Source organism: Burkholderia torrens, assembly GCF_984668525.1.
The window spans coordinates 525,494-552,214 of record NZ_OZ480211.1 but is presented as its reverse complement, the minus strand read 5'-3'; the positions used below and the strand labels follow the sequence as shown (position 1 = coordinate 552,214).

At 64.5% G+C, this 26,721-nt stretch carries 18 protein-coding genes, 2 tRNA genes and 2 rRNA genes; 1 reads left to right on the top strand and 21 read right to left on the bottom strand.

The genetic code is table 11. The features are described from left to right. Nucleotides 1-50: 50 nt before the first annotated feature. From ftsA to coq7, 15 genes are all read right to left on the bottom strand, one after another. Nucleotides 51-1,283 carry a cell division protein FtsA gene (gene ftsA / locus AC5LXX_RS02525; RefSeq protein ID WP_006487138.1) on the bottom strand — a complete coding sequence of 411 codons (1,233 nt, stop codon included), beginning with the start codon at nucleotides 1,281-1,283 and terminating at the stop codon, nucleotides 51-53. Nucleotides 1,284-1,309: 26 nt separating this feature from the next. Then, nucleotides 1,310-2,062: a cell division protein FtsQ/DivIB gene (locus AC5LXX_RS02520; protein ID WP_128841355.1), complete on the bottom strand. Its 753-nt coding sequence runs from the start codon at nucleotides 2,060-2,062 to the stop codon at nucleotides 1,310-1,312. Between the two features lie 19 nt (nucleotides 2,063-2,081). Next, nucleotides 2,082-3,023, bottom strand: a complete 942-nt coding sequence (locus AC5LXX_RS02515; RefSeq protein ID WP_493410380.1) for a D-alanine--D-alanine ligase — start codon at nucleotides 3,021-3,023, stop codon at nucleotides 2,082-2,084. A gap of 84 nt (nucleotides 3,024-3,107) precedes the next feature. Further along, entirely contained in the window at nucleotides 3,108-4,505 is a 1,398-nt protein-coding gene (murC, locus tag AC5LXX_RS02510; RefSeq protein ID WP_493410379.1) for a UDP-N-acetylmuramate--L-alanine ligase, read from the bottom strand. Next, nucleotides 4,502-5,605 (bottom strand): undecaprenyldiphospho-muramoylpentapeptide beta-N-acetylglucosaminyltransferase, encoded by a 1,104-nt coding sequence (gene murG / locus AC5LXX_RS02505; RefSeq protein WP_493410378.1) that lies wholly within the window; start codon nucleotides 5,603-5,605, stop codon nucleotides 4,502-4,504. The genes murC and murG overlap by 4 nt, the downstream gene beginning before the upstream one ends. Next, a complete protein-coding gene (ftsW, locus tag AC5LXX_RS02500) occupies nucleotides 5,602-6,885 on the bottom strand; it encodes a putative lipid II flippase FtsW (protein ID WP_124455306.1) in 1,284 nt (427 codons plus the stop codon). The genes murG and ftsW overlap by 4 nt, the downstream gene beginning before the upstream one ends. Further along, on the bottom strand, nucleotides 6,882-8,393 hold the full coding sequence (gene murD / locus AC5LXX_RS02495) for a UDP-N-acetylmuramoyl-L-alanine--D-glutamate ligase (RefSeq protein ID WP_493410377.1): 1,512 nt from the start codon (nucleotides 8,391-8,393) through the stop codon (nucleotides 6,882-6,884). Before murD ends, ftsW begins: the two co-directional genes overlap by 4 nt. Nucleotides 8,394-8,421: 28 nt before the next feature. Next, complete coding sequence (gene mraY, locus AC5LXX_RS02490) at nucleotides 8,422-9,591, bottom strand: phospho-N-acetylmuramoyl-pentapeptide-transferase (protein ID WP_006477019.1); 1,170 nt, start codon at nucleotides 9,589-9,591, stop codon at nucleotides 8,422-8,424. 16 nt (nucleotides 9,592-9,607) lie between these two features. Next, nucleotides 9,608-11,014 (bottom strand): UDP-N-acetylmuramoyl-tripeptide--D-alanyl-D-alanine ligase, encoded by a 1,407-nt coding sequence (locus tag AC5LXX_RS02485; RefSeq protein ID WP_493410376.1) that lies wholly within the window; start codon nucleotides 11,012-11,014, stop codon nucleotides 9,608-9,610. Beyond that, nucleotides 11,011-12,549 carry a UDP-N-acetylmuramoyl-L-alanyl-D-glutamate--2,6-diaminopimelate ligase gene (locus AC5LXX_RS02480; protein WP_493410375.1) on the bottom strand — a complete coding sequence of 513 codons (1,539 nt, stop codon included), beginning with the start codon at nucleotides 12,547-12,549 and terminating at the stop codon, nucleotides 11,011-11,013. The genes AC5LXX_RS02485 and AC5LXX_RS02480 overlap by 4 nt, the downstream gene beginning before the upstream one ends. Further along, nucleotides 12,546-14,393: a peptidoglycan D,D-transpeptidase FtsI family protein gene (locus AC5LXX_RS02475; protein WP_124455302.1), complete on the bottom strand. Its 1,848-nt coding sequence runs from the start codon at nucleotides 14,391-14,393 to the stop codon at nucleotides 12,546-12,548. Before AC5LXX_RS02475 ends, AC5LXX_RS02480 begins: the two co-directional genes overlap by 4 nt. After that, on the bottom strand, nucleotides 14,390-14,731 hold the full coding sequence (ftsL, locus tag AC5LXX_RS02470; RefSeq protein WP_124455301.1) for a cell division protein FtsL: 342 nt from the start codon (nucleotides 14,729-14,731) through the stop codon (nucleotides 14,390-14,392). The genes AC5LXX_RS02475 and ftsL overlap by 4 nt, the downstream gene beginning before the upstream one ends. Beyond that, nucleotides 14,728-15,669, bottom strand: a complete 942-nt coding sequence (gene rsmH / locus AC5LXX_RS02465) for a 16S rRNA (cytosine(1402)-N(4))-methyltransferase RsmH (protein ID WP_493410374.1) — start codon at nucleotides 15,667-15,669, stop codon at nucleotides 14,728-14,730. The genes ftsL and rsmH overlap by 4 nt, the downstream gene beginning before the upstream one ends. Nucleotides 15,670-15,692: 23 nt before the next feature. Continuing rightward, complete coding sequence (mraZ, locus tag AC5LXX_RS02460; RefSeq protein ID WP_006487094.1) at nucleotides 15,693-16,121, bottom strand: division/cell wall cluster transcriptional repressor MraZ; 429 nt, start codon at nucleotides 16,119-16,121, stop codon at nucleotides 15,693-15,695. A gap of 385 nt (nucleotides 16,122-16,506) precedes the next feature. Further along, nucleotides 16,507-17,130 carry a 2-polyprenyl-3-methyl-6-methoxy-1,4-benzoquinone monooxygenase gene (gene coq7, locus AC5LXX_RS02455; protein WP_124455299.1) on the bottom strand — a complete coding sequence of 208 codons (624 nt, stop codon included), beginning with the start codon at nucleotides 17,128-17,130 and terminating at the stop codon, nucleotides 16,507-16,509. Nucleotides 17,131-17,409: 279 nt separating this feature from the next. Here coq7 and AC5LXX_RS02450 point away from each other — a divergent pair, with 279 nt between their 5' ends. Next, nucleotides 17,410-18,561: a porin gene (locus AC5LXX_RS02450; RefSeq protein WP_124455298.1), complete on the top strand. Its 1,152-nt coding sequence runs from the start codon at nucleotides 17,410-17,412 to the stop codon at nucleotides 18,559-18,561. Nucleotides 18,562-18,832: 271 nt separating this feature from the next. Here the strand turns inward: AC5LXX_RS02450 and AC5LXX_RS02445 are convergent, their stop codons facing one another. The 6 genes from AC5LXX_RS02445 to AC5LXX_RS02420 all read right to left on the bottom strand — a co-directional run bounded on the left by AC5LXX_RS02445 (nucleotide 18,833) and on the right by AC5LXX_RS02420 (nucleotide 26,692). Further along, nucleotides 18,833-20,506, bottom strand: coding sequence for a long-chain fatty acid--CoA ligase (locus tag AC5LXX_RS02445; RefSeq protein WP_124455297.1), 1,674 nt, complete (start codon nucleotides 20,504-20,506; stop codon nucleotides 18,833-18,835). Nucleotides 20,507-20,642: 136 nt separating this feature from the next. Beyond that, a complete protein-coding gene (locus tag AC5LXX_RS02440; protein ID WP_493410373.1) occupies nucleotides 20,643-22,718 on the bottom strand; it encodes a molybdopterin-containing oxidoreductase family protein in 2,076 nt (691 codons plus the stop codon). 371 nt (nucleotides 22,719-23,089) lie between these two features. Beyond that, nucleotides 23,090-23,202 (bottom strand): 5S ribosomal RNA (gene rrf / locus AC5LXX_RS02435). A 132-nt stretch (nucleotides 23,203-23,334) separates the two neighbouring features. Then, nucleotides 23,335-26,216: ribosomal RNA gene (locus AC5LXX_RS02430) — 23S ribosomal RNA — on the bottom strand. Between the two features lie 281 nt (nucleotides 26,217-26,497). Next, a tRNA-Ala gene (locus tag AC5LXX_RS02425) sits at nucleotides 26,498-26,573 on the bottom strand. A 42-nt stretch (nucleotides 26,574-26,615) separates the two neighbouring features. Next, nucleotides 26,616-26,692 (bottom strand) — tRNA-Ile (locus AC5LXX_RS02420). Nucleotides 26,693-26,721: the final 29 nt, after the last annotated feature.

Here is a 26,721-nt window from a genome sequence, read left to right as displayed (position 1 = left end):
CCCTGTCGCGCGCCAGCCGCCGGCACCAGCGCGAATTTCGATTCGATTCGTCAGAAGTTGCTCAGGAACCATTCCTTCATCCGCGAGAACACCTGCCCCGCGTTGCCGGACTGCACGGCGACCTTGCGGCCGCGCATGCGCTGGGCACTGCCTTCGACGAGCAGCCCCATCGCCGTCGAGTAGCGCGGATTGCGCACGACGTCGGAGAGGCCGCCTGCATATTCCGGCGCGCCGATGCGCACCGGTTTCAGGAAAATGTCTTCGCCGAGCTCGACCATGCCGGGCATCATCGATGCCCCGCCGGTAATGACCACGCCGGAGCTCAGCAGTTCTTCGTAACCCGATTCGCGCACGACCTGCTGCACGAGCGAGAACAGTTCCTCGACGCGCGGCTCGATCACGGCCGCGAGCGCCTGGCGCGACAGCGTGCGCGGGCCGCGTTCGCCGAGGCCCGGCACTTCGACCATTTCGTCCGGATCGGCGAGCGCCTGCTTCGCGATCCCGTAGCCGACCTTGATGTCTTCCGCATCCGGCGTCGGCGTGCGCAGCGCCATCGCGATGTCGCTCGTGATCTGGTCGCCGGCGATCGGGATTACCGCGGTGTGGCGGATCGCGCCTTCGGCGAAGATCGCGATGTCCGTCGTGCCGCCGCCGATGTCGACCAGCACCACGCCGAGATCCTTCTCGTCTTCCGTCAGCACGGCCAGCGACGACGCGAGCGGCTGCAGGATCAGGTCGTTCACTTCCAGCCCGCAGCGGCGCACGCACTTGACGATGTTCTGCGCGGCGCTCACCGCGCCCGTCACGATGTGCACCTTCACTTCCAGGCGGATCCCGCTCATCCCGATCGGCTCGCGCACATCTTCCTGGCCGTCGATGATGAATTCCTGCGTGAGGATGTGCAGCACCTGCTGGTCGGTCGGGATGTTGATCGCCTTCGCGGTCTCGATCACGCGCGCGACGTCCGTCTGCGTGACTTCCTTGTCCTTGATCGCGACCATCCCGCTCGAGTTGAAGCTGCGGATGTGGCTGCCCGCGATCCCCGTGAACACGTTGGTGATCTTGCAGTCGGCCATCAGCTCGGCTTCCTCGAGCGCGCGCTGGATCGACTGCACGGTGGCCTCGATGTTGACCACCACGCCTTTCTTCAGACCCTTCGACTCGCTCTGGCCGAGACCGATCACCTCGTAGTGACCCTCGCCCTTCAGCTCGGCGACGATGGCCACCACCTTCGACGTGCCGATGTCGAGGGAAACCAGCAGATCCTTGTAGTCTTTGCTCATAAAGTGCTCTTGCGTGTGATCTCTCGTTACTTCTTGCGCTTGTCGGTATCGGTCAGGAACCGCATGCCTGCCGCGCGAATCGCGAATCCGTTCGGATAACGCAGGTCCGCGTACTCGATGTCGTTGCCCCAACGCTCCGTGACGGCCGGCCACGCGGCGACCAGGCGCTGGCTCCGGTCATGCAGCGACTCGCTGTTGCGTTCCTTGCCCAGCTCGACCTGCATGCCGTTCGACAGCTTCACCGTCCACGCGTACCGCGCCGACAGCGTCACTTCTTCCGGCGCCGCCTTCAGCGGCGCAAACCATTTCCCGAAGTCGCGATACCGCGTGACGACTTCCTTCGCACTGCCTTCCGGGCCGTCGAACGCCGGCAGCGCCTGCTCCAGCTCGCCCTGGTTCGCGGTGAACAGCTCGCCGTCGACGCTCACCAGCTGATCGCTGCCCCAGGTCCCGAGCGGTTTGTACTCCTCCAGCGTGACAGCCAGCGCATTCGGCCACACCCGGCGCACGCTCGCATGACGCACCCACGGCATCTGCTCGAACGCGGCGCGCGCCGTATCGAGATCGACCGTGAAGAAATTGCCCTTCAGCCGGCCGACCACGCCCGCGCGCACCGTCGGCGAGTTGATGTGCTCGGTATCGCCGTCGATCCGGATTTCCCGCAGCGCGAACGTCGGGCGCTGGATCAGCCAGTAGCAGCCGGCCGCCGCCAACACGAGCAGCAGCAGCGCGTACAGCGCGCTGGCGGCAAGGTTGAGTTGGCGAACGTTGTTCCACATACGTCGTTCCGTTCCTGCGTCAGTCGTTGAGCGTGAGCGACAGCACCTTCACGACCAGATCCGAATAGCCGATGCCGACCGCGCGCGCGGCCTTCGGCGGCAGCGAGTGGTCGGTCATCCCGGGGGCCGTGTTCACTTCCAGGAAATACGCATTGCCGGCCGCGTCGAGCATGAAATCCGCCCGGCCCCAGTCGGTGCAGCCGAGCACGTCGAACGCGCGGCGCGCGATGCGCTTCAGTTCCGCTTCCTGTTCGGCCGGCAGGCCGCACGGGATCAGGTACTGCGTATCGTCGGCGACGTACTTCGCGTGGTAGTCGTAGAACTCGCCCGCCGGCACGATCTTGATCAGCGGCAGGTCGAGATCGCCGGCGATGCACGCGGTGTATTCGCCGCCGCCTTCGATGCTCTTCTCGACGATCACGATCTTGTCGTGCGTCGCGGCTTCCTCGAGCGCAGCCGGCAGCGCGTCGGCCGTCTTCACCTTCAGCACCGCGACGCTCGAGCCTTCGCTCGCCGGCTTCACGAACAGCGGCAGGCCGAGCTTCGCGACGATGTCGGTCGCGCGCGCGGCCAGGTCGTCGCCGCGCATCACCGTCTCGAACGGCGGCGTCGGCACGCCCGTCTGCTGCCATACGAGCTTCGTGCGGAACTTGTCGAGGCCGAGCGCCGAACCGAGCACGCCGCTGCCCGTGTAGCGGATGCCGTAGAAATCGAGCGCGCCCTGGATCTGGCCGTTCTCGCCGTAGCCGCCGTGCAGCGCGTTGAACGCGCGCACGAAACCTTCGTCCTTCAGCGCCGACAGCGGCCGCTCGGCCGGGTCGAACGGATGCGCATCGACGCCCGCGTCACGCAGGCCCTGCAGCACGAGGCGGCCCGAGGTCAGCGACACCTCGCGCTCGGCGGATTCGCCGCCGAACAACACCGCCACCTTGCCGAAACGTTTCGGATCGATTCCGCTCATGTCAGCCTCCGCCGGGCCGCCCCAAGGAGGCTGACCGCCCCCGCGGGGGGCAGCGAACGAAGTGAGCGTGGGGGTCGTTTCATGTCATGCCTTCTGTTGAATGTGTTGCACGAGCTTCGCCGGCACGCCGCCGATCGAGCCCGCGCCCATCGTGATCACCACGTCGCCGTTCTGCGCGACCTTTGCCAATGCGCCCGGCACGTCGTCGACCGTCGCGACGAACACCGGGTCGACCTTGCCCACCGCGCGCAGCGCACGCGACAGCGCGTCGCCGCTGGCCGTCGGAATCGCCGCTTCGCCGGCCGCGTAGACTTCCGTCAGCACCAGCGCATCGACCGTCGACAGCACGTTGACGAAATCGTCGAAGCAGTCGCGTGTGCGCGTGTAGCGGTGCGGCTGGAACGCCAGCACGAGGCGGCGGCCCGGGAACGCGCCGCGCGCGGCCGCGATCGTCGCGGCCATCTCGACCGGGTGATGGCCGTAGTCGTCGATCAGCGTGTACTGGCCGCCGTCCACGGTCGGCACCTCGCCGTAGCGCTGGAAGCGCCGGCCGACGCCGTTGAATTCCGCCAGCGCTTGCTGGATCGCGTCGTCCGCGACGCCGAGATCGGTCGCGATCGCGATCGCCGCGAGCGCGTTCTGCACGTTGTGCAGGCCCGGCAGGTTCAGCACGATCGCGAGCGGCGCGCGCCCTTCGCGGATCACCGTGAAGTGCATCCGGCCGTCGCGCGCGTCGATGTCTTCCGCGCGCACCTGCGCGTCCGGTGACAGGCCATAGCGCACGACCGGCTTCGAGATGAACGGGATGATCTGGCGCACGTTCGGATCGTCGACGCACACGACCGCGCTGCCGTAGAACGGCAGGCGCTGCGTGAATTCGATGAACGCCTGCTTGAGCCGCGCGAAATCGTGGCCGTAGGTATCCATGTGGTCGGCGTCGATGTTCGTGATGACTTCGATCACCGGATACAGGTTCAGGAACGACGCGTCCGACTCGTCGGCCTCGGCGACGATGAAGTCGCCCGTGCCGAGCCGCGCATTCGCGCCGGCGCTGATCAGCCGACCGCCGATCACGAAGGTCGGATCGAGGCCGCCCGCCGCGAGCACGCTCGCGACGAGGCTCGTCGTCGTGGTCTTGCCGTGCGTGCCGGCGATCGCGATGCCCTGCTTCAGGCGCATCAGCTCCGCGAGCATCACCGCGCGCTGCACGATCGGCACGCCCTGGTGGCGCGCGGCGAGCACTTCCGGGTTGTCCGAGCGCACGGCCGTCGACACGACGACCGCGTTCGCGCCCTCGATATTCGCCGCGTCGTGGCCGATCGCGATCCGTGCGCCGAGCGCCTGGAGGCGATCGGTCACCGCATTGCGCGACAGGTCCGAGCCGCTGACCGCGTAGCCGAGATTGACGAGCACTTCGGCGATGCCGCTCATGCCCGCGCCGCCGATCCCGACGAAATGAATGTGTTTGACGATGTGTTTCATTGCAATATTTCCAGGTTCGCGCCGGCCGCCTTCGCGCACACGCGCGCGACTTCGTCGGTGGCCTCGGGCTTCGCCAGCGAGCGCGAACGTTCCGCCATGTCCGCGAGCGACGCCCGCGACTGGCCGCGCAGCCAGTCGGCGAGCAGTTCCGCCGACAGGTCGCGTTGTTGCACCAGCACGGCCGCGCCCGCATCGGCGAGGAACGCGGCGTTGGTCGTCTGGTGATCGTCGACCGCGTACGGGAACGGCACGAACAGCGCCGCCACGCCCACCGCCGAGATCTCCGACACCGTCATCGCACCCGACCGGCAGATCACCAGATCCGCCGCCGCATATGCGGCCGCCATGTCGTCGATGAACGGCACGAGCCGCACGTCTTCGCCGGCCGCGAAACCGGCCGCTTCGTAATTCGCCTTCAATGCCTCGATATGCTTCACGCCGGCCTGGTGCACGACGCGCGGGCGCTCGCCCGGCGCCAGCAGCGCCAGTGCGCGCGGCACGACTTCGTTCAGCGCGGCCGCACCGAGGCTGCCGCCGACGACCAGCACGTTCAGCGGGCCGCTGCGCGACGCATAGCGTGCTTTGGGCGGTTCCGTGCGCGCAAGTTCCGCGCGAATCGGGTTACCCGTCCATTCCGCGTGCGGCAGCGCGCCGGGGAACGCGACGAGCACGCGCTTCGCGAGTTTCGCGAGCACCTTGTTCGTCAGCCCCGCGATCGAATTCTGTTCATGCAGCACGAGCGGGCGCCCCGACAGCGCGGTCATCACGCCCGCCGGGAACGTGATGTAGCCGCCCATCCCGAGCACGACGTCAGGCCGCACGCGGCGCAGCGCGCCGAGGCTCTGCCAGCAGGCGCGCAGCAGGTTGACCGGCAGCGTCAGCTTGGTCTTCAGGCCCTTGCCGCGCAGCCCGCCGAACCGCACGTATTCCATCGGAATGCCGTGCTTCGGCACGAGCGTCGCTTCCATCCCGGCCGGATTGCCGAGCCATACGACGCGCCAGCCCGCCGCTTCCATCCGGTGCGCGACCGCGAGCCCCGGGAACACGTGGCCCCCGGTGCCGCCTGCCATCACCATCAGCGTGCGTTGCGACGCGGTCATACTTTCCCTCCGCGCATCAGCACCCGGTTCTCGTAATCAACCCGCAGCAACACCGCGAGCGCGACGCAGTTCAGCAAAATGCCCGAGCCGCCGTAGCTCACGAGCGGCAGCGTCAGGCCCTTGGTCGGCAGCAGCCCGAGGTTCACGCCCATGTTGATGAACGTCTGCGCGCCGAACCAGATGCCGATGCCCTTCGCCATCAGACCCGCGAACGTGCGGTCGAGCGCGAGCGCCTGACGGCCGATCTCGAACGCGCGGCGCACGATCCAGTAGAACAGCAGGATCACGACCAGCACGCCGACGAAGCCGAGTTCCTCGCCGATCACCGCGAGGATGAAGTCGGTATGCGCTTCCGGCAGGTAGTTCAGCTTCTCGACGCTGCCGCCGAGGCCGACGCCGAACCACTCGCCGCGACCGAATGCGATCAGCGAGTGCGTGAGCTGGTAGGCCTTGCCCTGCGCGTAGCGCTCGTCCCACGGATCCAGATACGCGAAGATCCGCTCACGACGCCACGGCGACAGCCACACGAGCATCGTGAACGTGCCGACCGCCGTCGCGACGAGGCCGCCGAACAGCTTGCCGTTCACGCCGCCGAGGAACAGCACGCCCATCGCGATCGCGGCGACCACCATGAACGCACCCATGTCCGGTTCGAGCAGCAGCAGCGCACCGACCAGGCCGACCGCGAATGCCATCGGCAGGAAGCCCTTCGCGAAGCTCTGCATGTATTCCTGCTTGCGCACCGTGTAGTTCGCCGCGTAGATCGTCACCGCGAGCTTCATGATTTCCGACGGCTGCATGTTCGTGATGCCGAGCGGAATCCAGCGGCGCGCACCGTTCACGCCCTTGCCGACGTGCGGGATCAGCACGATCACGAGCCCGACGAGCGCGATCAGGAAGAGATGCGGCGCGTACTTGTCCCACGTCGACACCGGCACGCGGAACGCGATCACCGCCCCGATGAACGCGACGGTGAGCGAGATGCAGTGGCGCATCAGGAACGCGTAATCGTGATACGCCGCGTATTTCGGCGAATCGGGCATCGCGATCGACGCCGAATACACCATCACGACGCCGAGCCCGAGCAGCGCGATCGCGACCCACAACAGCGAGTAGTCGAAGTCGAGCATCCGCGAACGGCTCGGGCGCACGCCGTTGACGACGCTCGCGAGGCCGCCCGTCGCGGCGCGCGTGGCCGATGCGACGCGACCGCCCGCGGCGTTGCCGCCAGTGTCGCGCCGGTCGTTGAAACGGGAGACGAGGCGATCGGACCAGCTCATGGCGTCGCTCCTTTGTCGATGGCGATTTCGTCGACCGCCGCGCGGAACACATCCGCGCGATGGGCGTAGTTCCTGAACATGTCGAGGCTCGCGCATGCGGGCGACAGCAGCACCGCATCGCCCGGCTCCGCGAGGTCGGCGGCCGCGTGTACCGCCCCTTCGAGCGTCGCGTGGTCGGCGAGCGGCACGCCGGTTTCGGCGAGCGTGTCGCGGATCGCCGGCGCGTCGCGGCCGATCAGCATCACCGCGCGGCACCAGCGTGCGACCGGCGCGACCAGCGGCGCGAAATCCTGGCCCTTGCCGTCGCCGCCCGCGATCAGCACGATCTTCTGCGCGAGCCCGTCGAGCGCGGCCACCGTCGCACCGACGTTGGTGCCCTTGCTGTCGTCGACGTAGTCGACGTCGTCGATCGTCGCGATCACTTCGACGCGATGCGCTTCGCCGCGGTATTCGCGCAGCGCGTGCAGCAGCGGCGCGGCTGGCAGGTCAATCGCGCGTGCGAGCGCGAATGCGGCCAGCGCGTTCGCCGCGTTGTGCAGCCCGCGAATCCTCAACGCGTCGGCCGGCATCAGGCGCTTTTGCGCGATGTCGGGCGTATGCGCCGCGTCGCGCTTGCGCCGGCGGGTCGTCGTCACTTCGTCCGGCGCGTCGCGATCGACGGCTTCCACCAGCCACGCGATGCCGTTGTCGCGCGACAGCCCGTAGTCGCCGTCCTGCACCGGTTCGTTCAGGCCGAACGTGACCGTGCGCGGCGCGTCGGCCGCGCCGGCTGCCGGCGCGAATTTCATCACGGCCGCGTCGTCGCGGTTCAGCACGCGCGTGGTCGTCGCACCGAAGATCCGGCCCTTTGCCTGCGCGTACGCGTCGAAGCTGCCGTGCCAGTCGAGGTGGTCCTGCGTGATGTTGAGGATCGCGGCCGCGTCGGGCGCGAACGTGCGTGCTGTCTCGAGCTGGAAGCTCGACAGTTCGAGCACCCACACGTCGGGCAGCGCCGTTTCGTCGATCGCGTTCGCGAGCCGGTCGAGCATCGCCGGGCTGATGTTGCCCGCGACCGCGACCTTCCGGCCCGCGCGCTGGCACAACAGGCCCGTGAGGCTCGTCGTCGTGGTCTTGCCGTTGGTGCCGGTAATCGCGAGCACCTTCGGCTGGTAGCCGCTCGTGCCGAGCGCGCGCAGCGCCTGCGCGAAGAATTCCAGCTCGCCCCACACCGCGATACCGCGCTCGTTCGCGGCCGCGACCAGCGCCGCGAGCGCCGGCTCCAGCGGCGACAGCCCGGGGCTCAGCCCGACGAGTTCGACACCGCCGTCGAGCAGCGCGGGCGTGAACGCGCCGCCGACGAATTCCGCATCGATGCCTTCGGCCCGCAGCGCGGCAAGGTTCGGCGGCGCCTCGCGGGTATCGGCAATACGCAGCCGGCACCCGTGCCTCGCGCACCATCGCGCGATCGCGAGACCCGATTCACCGAGCCCCAGTACGAGCACCATCGGCCGTTGCCGATCTCCAAACATCTCGCCAGACATCCTTGTTACCTTTCCTTTACCGCAGCTTGAGGGTGGTCAGACCGAACAGGCACAGCATCAGCGTGATGATCCAGAAACGCACGACCACCTGCGTTTCCTTCCAGCCGGACAATTCGAAATGGTGATGCAGCGGTGCCATCTTCAGCAGGCGCCGCCCTTCGCCGTAACGCTTCTTCGTGTACTTGAACCACGAAACCTGCAGCATCACCGACAGCGTTTCCGCGACGAAGATGCCGCCCATGATGAACAGCACGATTTCCTGGCGCACGATCACCGCGACCGTGCCGAGCGCGCCGCCGAGCGCCAGCGCACCGACGTCGCCCATGAACACCTGTGCGGGGTGCGTGTTGTACCAGAGGAACGCGAGCCCTGCCCCGCCCATCGCGGAACAGAAGATCAGGAGTTCGCCCGCACCCGGGATGTGCGGGAACAGCAGGTATTTTGAATACACCGCGCTGCCCATCACGTACGCGAACACACCGAGCGACGCGCCGACCAGCACGACCGGCATGATCACGAGACCGTCGAGGCCGTCCGTCAGGTTCACCGCGTTGCTCGCGCCGACGATCACGAAGTAGGTCAGCACGATGAAGCCCCAGACCCCGAGCGGGTAGCTGATCGACTTCAGGAACGGCAGCATCAGGTCGGCACGCGCCGGCAGCCCCATCGACAGCCCGCTCCGCACCCACGCCATGAACAGGTCGAACACGCGCACGTTGTTCGCCTCGGACACGCTGAACGCGAGGTAGACGGCCGCGAACAGCCCGATCACCGATTGCCAGAAATACTTCTCGCGCGACGACATCCCGCGCGGGTCCTTGTGGACGACCTTGCGGTAGTCGTCGACCCAGCCGATCACGCCGAAACCGAACGTGACGAGCATCACGATCCAGATGAAACGGTTCGTCAGGTCGCCCCACAGCAGCGTCGCGACCGCGATGCCGATCAGGATCAGCACGCCGCCCATCGTCGGCGTGCCGGACTTGACGAGGTGGGTCTGCGGGCCGTCCTTGCGCACCGCCTGCCCGACCTTCATTTGCGTCAGCTTGCGGATCACCCAGGGTCCGCACACGAGCCCGATCCCGAGCGCGGTGATGGTGGCCATCACCGCCCGGAACGTGAGGTACGTGAACAAGCGCAAAAAGCTTGCGTCACCTTGCAGCCATTGCGCCAGCGCCAGCAGCATGCTTCCTTCCTTCTACTCAGTGTGCAGCGGGCGCCGTGCCCGCCGCGGGTTGGTTCGTCAGCGCGTCGACCACGCGCTCCATCTTCATGTACCGCGAGCCCTTCACGAGCACCGTCGCCTGCGCGCCGTAGCCGGCCGCGAGCAGCGCCGCCACGAGCGCGCCGACGTCGTCGAAATGGCGGGCGGTTGCGCCGTACGCGGCACACGCATCGCGCGACGCGTCGCCGAGCGCGAACAACGCATCGATCCCGCGATCGCGCGCATAGGCGCCGATCTCGCGGTGGAACGCCGGCCCTTCGTCGCCGACTTCGCCCATGTCGCCGATCACCAGCACGCGCGGCGCCGGATGCGCGGCGAGCACGTCGATCGCGGCCCGCATCGAATCGGGGTTCGCGTTGTACGTATCGTCGACGACCGTCGCGCCGGCGAGGCTGCCGGCGATCGCCTGCTTCACCTGCAGCCGGCCCTTGACCGGTTCGAACGATTCGAGGCCCTGCCGGATCGCCGACAGCGCGACGCCGGCGCCCAGCGCGGCGGCCGTCGCGGCCAGCGCGTTGCGTGCGTTGTGCTCGCCGAGCGCGCGCAGCCGCACCGTGACGGCGCCCGCCGGCGTGTCGATCGCGAGTTCGCCGCCGTGCAGGCGGCCGACGACCTGCGCGTCGTTCTGCCGTTCGGCGTCGTGCAGCGCGAAATCGAGGATCCGGTTGCCGGTCGACGCGACGCGCCAGATGCCTGCGTACGCGTCGTCGGCCGGGAACACCGCGACGCCGTCCGGCGGCAGCGCGTGAATCACGGCCGCGTGTTCGAGCGCGACGGCTTCCACCGTCGCCATGAATTCCTGGTGCTCGCGCTGCGCGTTGTTGACGAGCGCGACCGTCGGCGCCGTGAGGCGCGCGAGGACTTCGGTCTCGCCCGGGTGGTTCATCCCGATCTCGATCACCGCGAGACGATGCTGGGCCGACAGGCGCAGCAGCGTCAGCGGCAGGCCGACGTCGTTGTTCAGGTTGCCGGCTGTCGCGAGCCGCGCGTCCGCACCGACCGCCGCCGCGAAGATCGACGCGATCATTTCCTTGACGGTCGTCTTGCCGTTGCTGCCCGTCACCGCGACGAGCGGCAGCGGGAATCGCATGCGCCAGCCGTGTGCGAGCGCGCCGAGCGCGGCACGCGTTTCGCCGCCGACGATCGCCGGCAGCGTGACGCCGGCCGGCACATGCGCGACGAGCGCCGCGGCGGCGCCGCGCGCGGCGACGTCACCGAGGAAGTCGTGCGCGTCGAAGCGTTCGCCTTTCAGCGCGACGAACAGGTCGCCCGGACCGGCCGTGCGGCTGTCCGTCGACACGCGGTCGAACGTGACGCCCGCGTCGCCGTGGACGGTTGCGCCGGGAATCAGGCGGGCGGCTTCGCCGAGACTGAGCATCGTCATTCGCCGCCTCCCTTGCCGTGCGTCGCGCGCGCTGCCAGCGCGAGCCGCGCGTGATCCTGGTCGGAGAACGTACGCTTCTTGCCCATGATTTCCTGCGTGGACTCGTGGCCCTTGCCGGCCAGCACGACGACATCCTCGCGTGCGGCGCCGCGCACGGCCTGCAGGATCGCGCTCGCGCGATCCTCGATGCGGCGTGCGCGATCGGGCGCGGTCATGCCCGTGACGATCTGGTCGATGATGCGCTGCGGATCCTCGCTGCGCGGGTTGTCGCTCGTGACGACGGTCTCGTCGGCGAACCGTTCCGCGATCGCGCCCATCAGCGGGCGCTTCGTCGCATCGCGATCGCCGCCGCAGCCGAACATGCAGACGAGCCGGCCGCCGCGCGCCGTGGCGATCGGGCGCAGCGCGTCGAGCGTCTTTTCGAGCGCGTCGGGCGTGTGTGCGTAGTCGATCACGACGAGCGGTTCGTCGTTCTGCAGCCGGCCGCCGAGCCGCTGCATCCGGCCGTTGACGGACTCGAGCCGCTCGATCTCGGCGAGCGCCGCGTCGAACGGCACGTCGGCCGCGAGCAGCGAGCCGAGTACGGCCAGCAGGTTGCTGACGTTGAACGTGCCGAGCGTGCCGACTTCCACGTCCGCGTCGCCCCACGACGAACGCAGGCGGAATGCGGTGCCGGTCGCCGTGGCGCGCACGTCGATCGCGACCAGCTCGCGATCGGCGTCTGGCACCGGCGCGTCGCCGATCCCGTACGCGATCGTGCGCACACGGCCGGCCAGCTTCTCGAGCAGGCGCCGGCCGGCCGCGTCGTCGCGGTTGATCACCGCCGCGCGCAGGCCGCGCCACGCGAACAGCTTCGCCTTCGCGGCTTCGTACGCATCGAACGTGCCGTGATAGTCGAGGTGATCCTGCGTGAGGTTCGTGAATACCGCGATATCGAAGGCCGTGCCGTTCACGCGGCCCTGGTGCAGCGCGTGCGACGACACTTCCATTGCCACGGCCTTTGCGCCCGCGTCGCGCAACTGCGCGAGGCTGCGCTGCAGCTGCGGCGCGTCGGGCGTCGTGAAACCGGTCGGCACGAGCTGGCCGGGCATCCCGGTGCCGAGCGTGCCGATCACCGCGCACGGCTGGTGCAGCGCCGTCAGCGCGGCAGCGATCCATTGCGTGCACGACGTCTTGCCGTTCGTGCCGGTTACGCCGACCGCGAGCAGGCTGTCGCTCGGATCGCCGTACCAGCCGCTGGCGATCTCGCCCGCGAGCTGGTCCAGCGCCGGCACCGCGAGCGCGACGGGTACGACCGGCGCGGCGGCCAGCCCTTCCGGCTGATACAGCACGGCGGCCGCACCTTGTGCGACGGCGTCGGCGATGAAGGCGCGGTTGTCTGCCCCGTCGACCGCATACGCGACGAACACGTCGCCAGCCTTGAGGCTGCGCGTGTCGGCATGCAGTTGCGCCGCGGGGGCCACATGCTGGCGCAGCCACGCAAGCGCGGCTGCGATCTGCTGATGCGCCGGATGGGAACTGCGGGCGGCGCTCATCGAACAACTCCTGGTGAATTACGCGTCGTGCTGGATACGATCATATGCTTCGCACCGCTGCCCGCGGCCAGCTTTTGCGGCCCCGCTGCAGCCGGCGCCGCCGGCGAATCGTCAGACACGACCAGTTGCTTGATCGGCATGTTCGGCGGGACGTTCAGCGCGCGCATCGTGTCGCCGGCGATCGCCGAGAAGACGGGGCCGGACACCTGGCCGCCGAAGTGGCTGCCGGCGGTCGGCTCGTCGACCGACACGGCGACGACGATGCGCGGATTCGGCATCGGCGCCATCCCGACGAACGACGCGCGGTACTTGCGCGTGTAGCCGTGCCCTTCATGCTTGTACGCGGTACCGCTCTTGCCGCCGACGCGATAGCCCGGCACGGCCGCATCCGGCGATGTGCCGCCCGGCGCGACCACCGTCTCGAGCATCGCGCGCACTTCGCGCGCGGTGGTCGGGTTGAACACCTGCGTGCCCGCGACCGGCTGATTGGGGTCGGTCTTGAAAATGGTCACGGGCATCAGCTCGCCGTCGTGCGCGATCGCCGTGTATGCGCGTGCGAGCTGGAACAGCGATACCGACAGGCCATAGCCGTACGACATCGTCGCCTGCTCGATGCGGCGCCAGCTCTTCCACGGCCGCAGACGGCCGGCCACCGCACCCGGGAACCCGACCTTCGGCGCCTGGCCGAGGCCGATGCTCGTATACATATTCCACATTTCCTCGGGCCGCATCGTCATCGCGATCTTCGTCGCGCCGATGTTGCTCGACTTCTGGATCACGCCGCCGACCGTCAGCGTGCCGAAACCCGCGTCGTCGGTGATCGGCGCGCCGTCGAGCACGAAATGCCCGTTGCCCGTTTCGACGAGCGTGTTCGGCGTCACGCGGTGCAGGTCGAGCGCGAGCGACACCGTGAACGGTTTCATGATCGAGCCCGGCTCGAACACGTCGGTCATGATCCGGTTGCGCAGCTGCTCGCCCGTCATGCGCGAGCGGTCGTTCGGGTTGTACGTCGGGTAGTTGACGAGCGCGAGCACCTCGCCGGTACGCACGTCGACGACCATCGCCGCGCCGGCCTTCGCCTTGAACTTCTCGACGGCGGCCTTCAGGTTCGCGTACGCGATGTACTGGATCTTGCTGTCGATCGACAGGTCGACGTCGGTCCCGTTGTGCGGCGGGACCTGCTCGGCGACGTCCTCGACGATGTGCCCCATCCGGTCCTTGATCACGCGACGCACGCCCGACGTGCCGGACAGCATCTTCTGGTCGCCGAGTTCGACGCCTTCCTGCCCTTCGTCCTCGACGTTCGTGAAGCCGATCAGGTGAGCGGTGATCTCGCCCTCCGGATAGAAGCGCTTGTATTCGTTGCGCTGGTAGATGCCCGGGATGTCGAGCGCGGCGACCTTGTCCGCGACGTCGAGCGGCACCTGGCGCTTCACGTAGACGAACCCCTTGTCTTCCGACAGCTTCACGCGCAGTTCCTTCGGCGTCATGCCGAGGAGCTTGCCGAGCTGGTTGACCTTGTCGGCGTCGAGATCGTCCGGCACCGCGTCGGGAATCGCCCAGATCGCGCGCACGGGCAGGCTCGTCGCGAGCACGAGCCCGTTACGGTCGAGGATCTTGCCGCGCGTCGCGGGCAGTTCGAGCGTGCGCTGGTAGCGGCTCTCGCCCTGCTTCTGATAGAACGCGTTGCCGGGCCCCTGGATCCAGAACGCCCGCGCGGCCAGCGCGACGAACGCCATGAACAGCAGGAACACGACGAATTTCGAGCGCCACATCGGCAGGTGCACGCCGAGCACGGGGCTCGACGAGAACTTCACGTTCTGGCGCTTCGGCGACGGCTTCATCGCGCGCCTCCCTTGCCCTTGCCTGCCGTGTCGGCCGACGCCGGGATCGGCGCGTCGATCGCCTTCGCGGCGCCCGCCGGCAGCGTCAGGTATTGCGTGCGGCCGGTCGAGATCGGCTGCATCTTCAGCGAATCGTTCGCGAGCTGCTCGATGCGCGACGTCTTCGACAGCGCGCTCTGCTGATATTGAAGCTGTGCGTAGTCCTGCTGGAGCTGACGCTCCTGCGACTGCGCGCGCTGCAGCTGGATGAAGATCTGCCGCTGCTGGTTCGTCGAGTTGACGACCGACAGCGCGCAACCCATCACGATGATCAGCAGGAAGATGTTGAAGCGGCTCATGGCGTGACGCGCTCCGCAATGCGCATCACGGCCGAGCGGGCGCGCGGATTCTCGGCGACTTCCGCTTCACTCGGAAACTGGCGGCTGATGATCTTGAGCGGCGGGCTCGGGAGGTCGACGGCGCGGATCGGCAGGCGACGATCGACCGCAGGCGCACTCGCGTGCGCCTGCATGAATCGCTTGACGATCCGGTCCTCGAGTGAATGAAAGCTGATGACCACCAGCCGCCCCCCTTGCTCCAGCAACGACAGTGCCGCGTCTAGTACGACTTGCAGGTCCGCAAGCTCTTGATTGACGTGAATCCGTATAGCCTGAAAGGTGCGGGTTGCCGGATCCTTGCCCTTCTCACGGGTTTTGACGACGTGACCCACGATTTGGGCAAGCTCGCCCGTGGTGTCGAGAGGCCCAAGACGGTCGGACTCTGCCCGGCGAGCAACAAGCGCCTTTGCAATCTGAAAAGCAAACCGTTCTTCCCCATAATCCCGTATCACCTCCGTCAATTCCTGCACCGAAGCCCGCGCGAGCCATTCGGCCGCCGACTCGCCACGCGTCGGATCCATTCGCATGTCCAGCGGACCATCGGCGCGGAAGCTGAAGCCGCGCGCCGGATCGTCCACCTGCGGCGAGGACACGCCCAGGTCCAGCAACACACCCGCCACCTTCTCGACGCCGCGCGCCGCAAGCGCGTCGCGCATCGATGCAAAGCTGTCGTGCACGATCGAGAAGCGCGCATCCTCGATGCCCTGCGCCGTCTCGATCGCCCTCGGATCCTTGTCGAACGCGATCAGCCGTCCGCCCGCCGCCAGCCGCGCGAGCACCGCGCGGCTATGACCGCCCCGCCCGAACGTTCCGTCGACGTACACGCCGTCCGGCCGCGTCACGAGCGACTCGACCGCTTCATCCAACAGCACCGTCCGATGCCGCAGTTCATTTCCCATCGCGGGCGTCTCCGTCACCGCAATCAGAACGTGAAATTCTTCAGCGCGTCGGGCATGCCCTGCGCCATCGCTGCCTGCTCCTTCGCGTTGTAGGTTTGCGAATCCCACAGCTCGAAGTGACTACCCATTCCCAACAACATGACTTCCTTTTCCAGTCCGGCTGCCATGCGCAGCTCGGGCGATACAAGAATCCGGCCCGCGCTGTCGAGATCGACATCCATCGCATTGCCGAGAAAAATTCGCCGCCACCAGTGCGCGTCCATCGGCAGCGCGGCGATCTTGGCGCGGAATACTTCCCATTCGGGGCGCGGAAACAGCAACAGGCAGCCGTCCGGGTGCTTGGTCACAGTCACCCGTCCTTCTGCCTGTCCTTGCAGCGCTTCGCGATAGCGAGCCGGCACCGACATCCGCCCTTTCGCATCGAGCGTCAGCGCCGACGCCCCTTGGAACACGTTCCGCTCTCCCGTTCAGGGCACCGAAGCACCCGCTCAATGCTGAGAATTTAGCCCGAATAGCCTGCTAAATCACACAAAAATACACTTTCTCACACTGTCTCCCACTTTAGAGGAAGGGTGTGGCACGGTCAAGGGAGCGGCCCGCTTTTTTGACGAATTTTGTTAGTTAGAACAAGGACTTACGCGCACATGCTCATGCGGCCCCTCATTCCAAAAACCGTTATAAATGAATGAGCTAGTGCAACTTGTGAAGGTGATACGTGAGAAAGACGGGCCAGACAGGCGTGCGGACGGGGCTTTTGGGGGCGGGAAAACGAGGAGTCGGCGGGCTGTATCGGGGGCGGCGAACCGGGGCGGCGTCACGCCCGCCCCGGCGCAAAACTCAGAGATAGTACGCAGTGCTCGTCATGACTTTCGACGCGGCGCGCATCAGCATCCGCGCGGGCAGCGGCAGCTCGATCCCGCCTGCGTCGGTCGCGGCCTTGCCGTGCTTCACCTCGTCGATCCGCATCTGGTCGACGATCGCGCGCGACGCCGCGTCGGTCGCCGGCAGCTCGGACATGTGGCCTTCGAGGTGATTCTCGACCTGCCGCTCCGTCTCGGCCATGAAGCCGAGGCTGACCTTGTCGCCGAGCGTGCCGGCCGCCACGCCGATCGCGAGCGCGCCGGCGTACCACAGCGGGTTCAGCAGGCTCGGGCGCGAGTCGAGTTCCTTCAGGCGGTGCGCGGTCCACGCGAGGTGATCCTCCTCCTCGCGCGCAGCCTCCTCGAACATCGCCTTCGCCGACGCCGTGCGCGCGGTGAGCTTCTGCGCCTGGTAGAGCGCCTGCGCACAAACCTCGCCGACATGGTTCACGCGCATCAGGCCGGCGGCATGCGTCCGTTCCGCGGGCGTCAGTTCGACGTCCGGCGCCTCGGCCGGCGCGGGCACCGGGCGGCTCATCCGGCTAATGCCGGTCAGCGATCGCAAGCCGCGATCGAATTCGCTGATCAGTTCATCCAACACGTTCCTGTTCTCCTGGCTGCAGGTGCCGCCGCGAGCGGCAAGGGCACGAGTCCGCTGCGTAACCGACTTGATTATTCAGCGGAAATTGCGGTTAACCCGTGATTTTAACCATTGTTGCATAAAGGAAACATGGCGGCCTTGCGCCACGGCATTTCGCTTTGTGGCAAAAAACGGTTTTGCTACATTACGTCCGACTTCTTGCGAAGTTGATGGGGCCCGTCAACAGAACATAACTATCTGCCCCGCCAAAAAAATTCAGTGATTCTTGGAGATCCGTTAATGAAAAAGTCGCTTCTCGCGCTCGTCGCGCTGGGCGCGTTCGCTGGCGCTGCTCAAGCGCAAAGCAGCGTGACGCTTTACGGCATCATCGATGAAGGCCTGCTGTTCAACAACAACGCCGGCGGCAAGCACCTGTACAGCATGGCGAGCGGCGTGATGCAAGGCAGCCGCTTCGGCCTGCGCGGCACCGAAGACCTCGGTGGCGGCCTGAAGGCGATCTTCACCCTCGAAAACGGTTTCGACGTGAACAGCGGCAAGCTCGGTCAGGGCGGCCTGATGTTCGGTCGCCAGGCTTACGTCGGCCTGTCGAGCCAGTTCGGCACGGTCACGCTGGGTCGTCAGTACGACTCCGTCGTCGACTTCGTCGGCCCGCTCGAGGCAGGCGACCAGTGGGGCGGCTACATCGCCGCTCACCCGGGCGACCTGGACAACTTCAATAACGCCTATCGCGTGAACAACGCGGTCAAGTTCACGAGCCAGAGCTACGGCGGCTTCACGTTCGGCGGCCTGTACAGCTTCGGCGGCCAGGCAGGCCAGTTCTCGAAGAACCAGGTCTGGTCGCTCGGCGCAGGCTACAACAACGGCCCGCTGGTCCTCGGCGTCGGTTACTTGAACGCACGTACGCCGAACCAGTTCGGCGGCATGTTCAACAACGGTTCCGCATCGTCGTCGGTTTCGTCGCCGATCTACGGCGGGTACGCGAACAACGCGAACACGTACCAGGTCATCGGTGCTGGCGGCGCCTACACGTTCGGCGCGGCAACGATCGGCGCGACGTACTCGAACACGAAGTTCAAGGGCTTCTCGGCAGGCCCGTTCGTGAACCAGACCGCGACGTTCAACAACGGCGAAATCAACTTCAAGTACCAGCTGACCCCGGCGCTGATTCTGGGCGCAGCGTACGACTACACGCAAGGCAGCAAGATCGACGGCAACTCGGCAGCCAAGTACCACCAGGGCTCGCTGGGCGTCGACTACTTCCTGTCGAAGCGCACGGACGTCTACGCGATCGGCGTGTATCAACACGCTTCGGGCAACGTGCTCGACGCGAACGGCAACGTCCTGAAGGCAACCGCAGCGATCAACGGTCTCGCGGGTTCGAGCTCGGCCAACCAGGTCGCGGCGCGCGTCGGTATCCGTCACAAGTTCTAATCAGCTTGCCTGGCAAGCCGCAGCATATTGAAGGCGCCTTCGGGCGCCTTTTTCTTTTCCGGTGCGGCGGCAACGCGGGATCGTCACGCCGGGAATCCGGCTGGCCAATCGTGTCGGAAGCGCCACCGGCGCGCCGTGTGCGCCCGTCATGTCGGCACATGCGATTGACCACCGGTCCGCTGCGGAAAGCGGCTGCACCCGATCCGCCTCGGCCGCAAACGACAAAGCCCGGCGTCTGCCGGGCTTTTTCTTCGCTCAACCTCGCAGCGACTTACGCGCGTCCGTCGCGCAGTTCGCGCCGCAGGATCTTGCCGACGTTCGTTTTCGGCAGTTCCGTGCGGAATTCGACCAGCTTCGGCCGCTTGTAGCCGGTGAGCCGTTCCTTGCAGTAGGCCAGGATGTCCTTGTCGGTGAGCGCCGGGTCCTTCTTCACGACGAACAGCTTCACGGCTTCGCCGGAATGCTCGTCGGGTACGCCGACCGCCGCCACCTCGAACACGCCCGGATGCGACGCCACCACGTCCTCGACTTCGTTCGGATACACGTTGAAGCCGGAGACGAGGATCATGTCCTTTTTCCGGTCGACGATCTTCACGTAACCGCGCGCGTCCATCACGCCGACGTCGCCCGTCTTGAAGAAGCCGTCCGGGAACATGACCTTCGCGGTCTCGTCCGGCCGGTTCCAGTAGCCGGCCATCACCTGCGGGCCGCGGATGCAGATCTCGCCCGGCTCGCCGAGCGCCACGTCGTTGCCGGCATCGTCGCGGATCGCCACTTCGGTCGACGGCAGCGGCAGGCCGATCGTCCCGCTGTATTCGGTCGCCGTCACCGGGTTGCAGGTCGCCACCGGCGAAGTTTCGGACAGCCCGTATCCTTCGATGATCGCGGTTTGGGTCTTTTCATACCAGCGCTTCGCGACACCTTCCTGGATCGCCATGCCGCCGCCGTTGGCGATCACGAGCTTCGACAGGTCGAGCTGACTGAATTCGGGATGGTTCAGCAGCGCGTTGTACAGCGTGTTGACCGCCGGAATCGTCGAGATCTGATAGCCCTTCAGCTCCTTGATCATGCCGGCGATGTCGCGCGGGTTCGGGATCAGGATGCCCATGCCGCCCGTACGCATCGTCAGGAAACCGCAGACGGTCAGTGCGAACACGTGATACAGCGGCAGCGCGACGACCGTCACGAACTGTTTCACCTCCGGGTACTTCTCATGCGCCGGATGGTGCCAGGCGCCGGCCTGCAGCACGTTCGACACGATGTTCCGGTGCAATAGCGTTGCGCCCTTCGCGACGCCGGTCGTCCCACCGGTGTATTGCAGGAACGCGACGTCGTTGGGGCCGATCGTCTGCGGCTTGAACGCCTGCCGCGCACCTTCCGACAGCGCGGCCTTGAAACGCGTGAACGACGGCAGCTGCCACGCAGGCACCATCTTCTTCACGTTGCGCACCACGTAATTGACGAGCCATCCCTTGATGCCCAGCAGGTCGCCCATCGATGCGACGACGACGTGCTTGATGGCCGTATTGGCGATGACGGACTGCAGCGTCGACGCGAAATTCTCGAGGATGACGATCGCTTCCGCGCCGCTGTCCTTCAACTGGTGCTCGAGTTCGCGCGGCGTATAGAGCGGGTTGACGTTGACGACGGTGTAGCCGGCGCGCAATACAGCGGCAATCGCCACCGGATACTGGAGCACGTTCGGCATCATGATCGCGACGCGCGCGCCGCGCGCCAGGCCACGGGATTGCAGCCATGCGCCGAACTGCCGCGACAGCTTGTCGAGCTCACCGTACGTGATGCCCTTGCCCATGCAGACGAACGCGGTGCGATCGCGATACTGCCGGAAGCTTTCGTCGAGCAGGTCCGGCACGGAAGGATAAGGAGACGCGTCAATTTCGGCTGGAACGCCGGGTGGGTACGATTTCAGCCAAATTTTGTCCATGCCGCGCGTCTCCTCACAGATTTTCGAATGGTCGTGCTAAAACGCATCGTAACGGCTCCCCCGCCCCGAGACAACAGGGTTAGATGTCCACTTCGAACTTCTGGAGACATTCGTCCGATCATAAGGCAACATTCGATCAAATTCGCTCAACTTCCACAAGACAATCGTAAAACGTCGCCGAATTGCCGAGATCGGTCAGCGCCTGGCTCGTCACCTCGTTTGCGTTCCGGCCATCCGGCGACAGTTTCTTCCACCAGATCGACAGCCCGACGACGAGGCCCGCACGCGCGCGATCGGTAATTCGCGCAAGCGCCTGCATCGATCCGCGATCGTTGAAGATGCGCACCACGTCACCCTCGGCAATGCCGCGCGCCTCCGCGTCGGACGGGTGCATGTCGAGATGCGGCTCGCCTTCCGTCGTGCGCAGGCTCTCGACGTTCACGAACGTGCTGTTCAGGAAGTGACGAGCCGGGGGCGAGATCATCGCGAGCGGATAACGCGCAGCGAGTTCGGGCGCGGCTTCGGCCGATTCGAACGGCGGCAGGTAGTCGGGAACGGGGTCCATGCCCATCTGCTCGAGCCGCGGGCTGTAGAACTCGCACCTGCCTGACGGGGTCCTGAAACCACCGTTCGCAAACGGCGCCTCCGGCAGCTTGAGCTTCAGCCAGCCTTCGCGCTTCAACGTTTCCCAGTCGCTGCCGAGTGCCGGGTCGTCCCAGCGGAGCGCCGCGCGCGCGACCTCTTCGTCGCTGTGATACAGCGCCGGCTCGTCGAGCCCCATGCTGCGCGCGATGCCACGGAAAATCTCCGTGTTCGGCCGCGCCTCACCCACCGGCGGAATCGACGGCAGGTTCGCCATCACGTACGTGTGGCCATACGACTTGTGGATATCGAGATGCTCGAGCTGAGTGGTTGCCGGCAACACGATGTCCGCGAAATCGACGGTATCTGTCTTGAAATGTTCGAGAGCGACCGTGAACAGGTCCTCGCGAGCAAAACCCGCGGCGACCTTCGAAGAGTCCGGCGCGACCGCTACCGGGTTCGAGTTGTACACGATCACCGCCTCGACCTTCGGCCCGAACGTCGCGTCGCCCGCGTGCAATAGCGCGTCACCGATCGCGTTCATGTTGATGATGCGCGGCAGCTTGTGCGGCCAACCGGGCATCAGGTCCGGGCGCAGCAGCGCCGCCTGGTCGACCGGCGCGGATTCCGACGATGAGAGCAACAGCCCGCCGGCCCGGTCGCGCCACGCGCCCGTCAGCGCCGGCAGACTTGCAATCGCGCGCACTGCATTACCGCCACCGCGAACGCGCTGCATGCCGTAGTTGAGGCGGATCGACGCCTTGCGGGTCGCACCGTAGCGACGCGCAAGATCGACCAGTTCCGCCGCATCGACACCGCAGATCTGCGCCACGCGTTCCGGTGGATAGGACATTGCGCGCTCTTTGAGCGCATCAAAGCCGAGCGTATGGTCTGCGATGTAGTCGTGATCGAGCAGGTTTTCGGTTATCAGCACATGCATCATGCCGAGCGCAAATGCGCCGTCGGTACCGGGCTTCAGCGCGATGTGCTGATGGCATTTTTCCGCAGTCAGCGAACGATACGGGTCGATCGCGACGAGACGGGCGCCGCGGCGCTTCGCTTCCTGCGCGCGCGTCCAGAAGTGCAGGCTCGACGCGATCGGGTTCGCGCCCCAGATCAGGATCAGCTCGCTTTCCTCGAAATGCTCGAGGTGCATGCCGAGACTGCCACCATACGTGTATCGCAGCCCCGCCGCGCCGGCTGCCGCGCAGATCGCGCGCTCGAGCCGCGACGCGCCGAGCTTGTGGAAGAACCGCTGGGCGATGCCCTCGCCCTGCACGAGCCCCATCGTCCCTGCGTAGCTGTACGGCACGATCGCTTCCGGCGCGCGCGCAGCGATTTCACCGAGACGACGGCCGATCTCGTCGAACGCCTCGTTCCAGCTGATCGGCACGAAGCGCCCCTCCCCCTTCGCGCCGACACGTTTGAGCGGTACCGTCAGGCGATCGGGGTGGTGCACGCGATCGGCATAGCGGCTGACCTTCGTGCACAGCACGCCTTGCGTCGGCGGATGATCGGGATCGCCCGTGACCTTGATCGCCTTGCCGTTCTCGACGGTCACGCGCATCGCGCACGTGTCCGGACAATCGTGCGGGCAGACGGCCCGGGCTACCTGTGTGGCGGCGTTCATCGTTTTGAATGCAGAGAGGGGGATTCGCGAATTTTACGTGGACACACCGAATAAAGCGTCCATTTCGTTCCGATCTCGGATTATCTGACCGAAGAGCGACTGATGACGCAGGCGCCGTGGAGAACGGGAGGTTGAGCACACACTGCAGTGCTTGCCGATAAGCGGAGAGGACAGAGCGCGTTTTGATTGACGATGCGCTCAATAACCAGCGAATCGCAACAGATATCGATCGGCGGGAGAATTCGGTACCACGCCTGGTCTTTGGAAGGGTGACGTAGACGACTCTACCGTCGCTTCGCGGCTCCACGCACATTTCCGCCGCTCAAATGCAAAAACCCCCGCCTTTCGGGCGGGGGTTTCTGGCTTAGGGAGCCTGACGATTACCTACTTTCACACGGGAATCCGCACTATCATCGGCGTAGAGTCGTTTCACGGTCCTGTTCGGGATGGGAAGGGGTGGGACCGACTCGCTATGGTCATCAGGCAAAGAGGGTTGTTGTGCTGGCTTTGCAGCACAACCAATCTGGGAAGAAGCAGTAATCTTGAGTTGTGTGTATCACACACGAGAATCCAACCAGTCCGACGCGCTGTTCTCAGCGCGAGACAGACTTGTTATAGGATCAAGCCTTACGGGCAATTAGTATCAGTTAGCTGAACGCATTACTGCGCTTACACACCTGACCTATCAACGTCCTGGTCTCGAACGACCCTTCAAGGGAATCTAGTTCCCAGGGATATCTCATCTTAAGGCGAGTTTCCCGCTTAGATGCTTTCAGCGGTTATCTCTTCCGAACATAGCTACCCGGCGATGCCACTGGCGTGACAACCGGTACACCAGAGGTTCGTCCACTCCGGTCCTCTCGTACTAGGAGCAGCCCCCTTCAAATATCCAACGCCCACGGCAGATAGGGACCAAACTGTCTCACGACGTTTTAAACCCAGCTCACGTACCTCTTTAAATGGCGAACAGCCATACCCTTGGGACCGGCTACAGCCCCAGGATGAGATGAGCCGACATCGAGGTGCCAAACACCGCCGTCGATATGAACTCTTGGGCGGTATCAGCCTGTTATCCCCAGAGTACCTTTTATCCGTTGAGCGATGGCCCTTCCATACAGAACCACCGGATCACTATGACCTGCTTTCGCACCTGCTCGACTTGTCGGTCTCGCAGTTAAGCACGCTTATGCCATTGCACTATCAGCACGATTTCCGACCGTACCTAGCGTACCTTCGTACTCCTCCGTTACGCTTTGGGAGGAGACCGCCCCAGTCAAACTGCCTACCATGCACTGTCCCCGACCCGGATCACGGGCCAAGGTTAGAACCTCAAACAAACCAGGGTGGTATTTCAAGGACGGCTCCACCGAAACTAGCGTTCCGGTTTCATAGCCTCCCACCTATCCTACACAGATCGGTTCAAAGTCCAATGCAAAGCTACAGTAAAGGTTCATGGGGTCTTTCCGTCTAGCCGCGGGTAGATTGCATCATCACAAACACTTCAACTTCGCTGAGTCTCGGGAGGAGACAGTGTGGCCATCGTTACGCCATTCGTGCAGGTCGGAACTTACCCGACAAGGAATTTCGCTACCTTAGGACCGTTATAGTTACGGCCGCCGTTTACCGGGACTTCAATCAAGAGCTTGCACCCCATCATTTAATCTTCCGGCACCGGGCAGGCGTCACACCCTATACGTCCACTTTCGTGTTTGCAGAGTGCTGTGTTTTTATTAAACAGTCGCAGCCACCAGTTTATTGCAACCCCTTCACCCTCTGCCCGCAGGGGCATCAAGCTACAAGGGCGTACCTTATCCCGAAGTTACGGTACCAATTTGCCGAGTTCCTTCTCCCGAGTTCTCTCAAGCGCCTTAGAATACTCATCTCGCCCACCTGTGTCGGTTTGCGGTACGGTCATCATTAGACTGAAGCTTAGAGGCTTTTCTTGGAACCACTTCCAATTGCTTCGCTCCCTAAGGAGCTCGCGCCACACCCTTGAATTCCGCGCCCGGATTTGCCTAAGCGCCTTCTCCAATGCAGCGACCGGGACTTCCAACACCCGGACAACCTTCCGCGATCCGTCCCCCCATCGCATCTAACAATGGTGCAGGAATATTGACCTGCTTCCCATCAGCTACGCATTTCTGCCTCGCCTTAGGGGCCGACTCACCCTACGCCGATGAACGTTGCGTAGGAAACCTTGGGCTTACGGCGAGGGGGCCTTTCACCCCCTTTATCGCTACTCATGTCAGCATTCGCACTTCTGATACCTCCAGCATCCCTTCCGAGACACCTTCGCAGGCTTACAGAACGCTCTCCTACCATGCGTGCAAAGCACGCATCCGCAGCTTCGGTATATAGCTTAGCCCCGTTACATCTTCCGCGCAGGACGACTCGATCAGTGAGCTATTACGCTTTCTTTAAAGGGTGGCTGCTTCTAAGCCAACCTCCTGACTGTTTTAGCCTTCCCACTTCGTTTCCCACTTAGCTATATTTGGGGACCTTAGCTGGCGGTCTGGGTTGTTTCCCTCTTGACACCGGACGTTAGCACCCGATGTCTGTCTCCCGTGATTGCACTCTTCGGTATTCGGAGTTTGCTATGGCGGGGTAATCTGCAATAGACCCCCCAACCATGACAGTGCTCTACCCCCGAAGGTGAGACACGAGGCACTACCTAAATAGTTTTCGGAGAGAACCAGCTATTTCCAAGTTTGTTTAGCCTTTCACCCCTATCCACAGCTCATCCCCTAACTTTTCAACGTTAGTGGGTTCGGACCTCCAGTACGTGTTACCGCACCTTCATCCTGGCCATGGATAGATCACTTGGTTTCGGGTCTACGCCCAGCAACTGAACGCCCTATTCGGACTCGCTTTCGCTACGCCTGCCCTATACGGTTAAGCTTGCTACTGAACGTAAGTCGCTGACCCATTATACAAAAGGTACGCCGTCACCCCTTACGAGGCTCCGACTGTTTGTATGCATGCGGTTTCAGGATCTATTTCACTCCCCTCCCGGGGTTCTTTTCGCCTTTCCCTCACGGTACTGGTTCACTATCGGTCGATCACGAGTATTTAGCCTTGGAGGATGGTCCCCCCATCTTCAGACAGGATTTCACGTGTCCCGCCCTACTTGTCGCACACCTAGTTCTTTCATACTGTTTTCGCCTACGGGGCTATCACCCGCTATGGCCGCACTTTCCAGAGCGTTCGGCTAACAATACAAATAAAGAGTGCAAGGCTCATCCCATTTCGCTCGCCACTACTTTGGGAATCTCGGTTGATTTCTTTTCCTGCGGTTACTTAGATGTTTCAGTTCACCGCGTTCGCTTCGCATGGCCTATGTATTCAGCCATGGATACTCCAAAAGGAGTGGGTTTCCCCATTCGGACATCTACGGATCAAAGCTTGTTTGCCAGCTCCCCGTAGCTTTTCGCAGGCTACCGCGTCCTTCATCGCCTGTGATCGCCAAGGCATCCACCACATGCACTTGTTCGCTTGACCCTATAACGAGTCTGTCTCATCGACAGTCGCTACAGGTTGAGTTCTCGCGTTGTGCCGTATTCCAATTGAGTCAAACATAGAGTTCGAATCATCTTGAGATACATCGATACAATCACAACCCGGATAGTTTTCACGTCCATCTCAAGACGCTTCCGCTATCCAAATTACTTGCTTCTTCCAGATTGTTAAAGAACGACAGCCGATATCTGTTGATATCCTCTGACTGGCTCAATCGCCAATGACAAAGATTCGACCCAAGTCGAACGCTTGTCATTGAGGATTGGTGGAGGCAGACGGGATCGAACCGACGACCCCCTGCTTGCAAAGCAGGTGCTCTCCCAGCTGAGCTATGCCCCCAATGTACAGATGACCTCAGGTACCTATCGCTAGACAAGACAATGGTGGGTCTGGTTGGATTCGAACCAACGACCCCCGCCTTATCAAGACGGTGCTCTAACCGACTGAGCTACAGACCCCTGAGTCTGTCTTTAAATTTACAGCCGAT

What these genes read in the sequence shown, in the direction of transcription:
- AC5LXX_RS02440 (WP_493410373.1), bottom strand. Translation starts at nt 22,718, where the DNA reads ATGAACGCCGCCACACAGGTAGCCCGGGCCGTCTGCCCGCACGATTGT.
- murG (WP_493410378.1), bottom strand. Translation starts at nt 5,605, where the DNA reads ATGACCGCGTCGCAACGCACGCTGATGGTGATGGCAGGCGGCACCGGG.
- AC5LXX_RS02445 (WP_124455297.1), bottom strand. Translation starts at nt 20,506, where the DNA reads ATGGACAAAATTTGGCTGAAATCGTACCCACCCGGCGTTCCAGCCGAA.
- ftsL (WP_124455301.1), bottom strand. Translation starts at nt 14,731, where the DNA reads ATGAGCCGCTTCAACATCTTCCTGCTGATCATCGTGATGGGTTGCGCG.
- murC (WP_493410379.1), bottom strand. Translation starts at nt 4,505, where the DNA reads ATGAAACACATCGTCAAACACATTCATTTCGTCGGGATCGGCGGCGCG.
- rsmH (WP_493410374.1), bottom strand. Translation starts at nt 15,669, where the DNA reads ATGGGAAATGAACTGCGGCATCGGACGGTGCTGTTGGATGAAGCGGTC.
- AC5LXX_RS02520 (WP_128841355.1), bottom strand. Translation starts at nt 2,062, where the DNA reads ATGTGGAACAACGTTCGCCAACTCAACCTTGCCGCCAGCGCGCTGTAC.
- mraY (WP_006477019.1), bottom strand. Translation starts at nt 9,591, where the DNA reads ATGCTGCTGGCGCTGGCGCAATGGCTGCAAGGTGACGCAAGCTTTTTG.
- AC5LXX_RS02515 (WP_493410380.1), bottom strand. Translation starts at nt 3,023, where the DNA reads ATGAGCGGAATCGATCCGAAACGTTTCGGCAAGGTGGCGGTGTTGTTC.
- ftsW (WP_124455306.1), bottom strand. Translation starts at nt 6,885, where the DNA reads ATGAGCTGGTCCGATCGCCTCGTCTCCCGTTTCAACGACCGGCGCGAC.
- ftsA (WP_006487138.1), bottom strand. Translation starts at nt 1,283, where the DNA reads ATGAGCAAAGACTACAAGGATCTGCTGGTTTCCCTCGACATCGGCACG.
- AC5LXX_RS02475 (WP_124455302.1), bottom strand. Translation starts at nt 14,393, where the DNA reads ATGAAGCCGTCGCCGAAGCGCCAGAACGTGAAGTTCTCGTCGAGCCCC.
- AC5LXX_RS02450 (WP_124455298.1), top strand. Translation starts at nt 17,410, where the DNA reads ATGAAAAAGTCGCTTCTCGCGCTCGTCGCGCTGGGCGCGTTCGCTGGC.
- AC5LXX_RS02485 (WP_493410376.1), bottom strand. Translation starts at nt 11,014, where the DNA reads ATGACGATGCTCAGTCTCGGCGAAGCCGCCCGCCTGATTCCCGGCGCA.
- murD (WP_493410377.1), bottom strand. Translation starts at nt 8,393, where the DNA reads ATGTTTGGAGATCGGCAACGGCCGATGGTGCTCGTACTGGGGCTCGGT.
- AC5LXX_RS02480 (WP_493410375.1), bottom strand. Translation starts at nt 12,549, where the DNA reads ATGAGCGCCGCCCGCAGTTCCCATCCGGCGCATCAGCAGATCGCAGCC.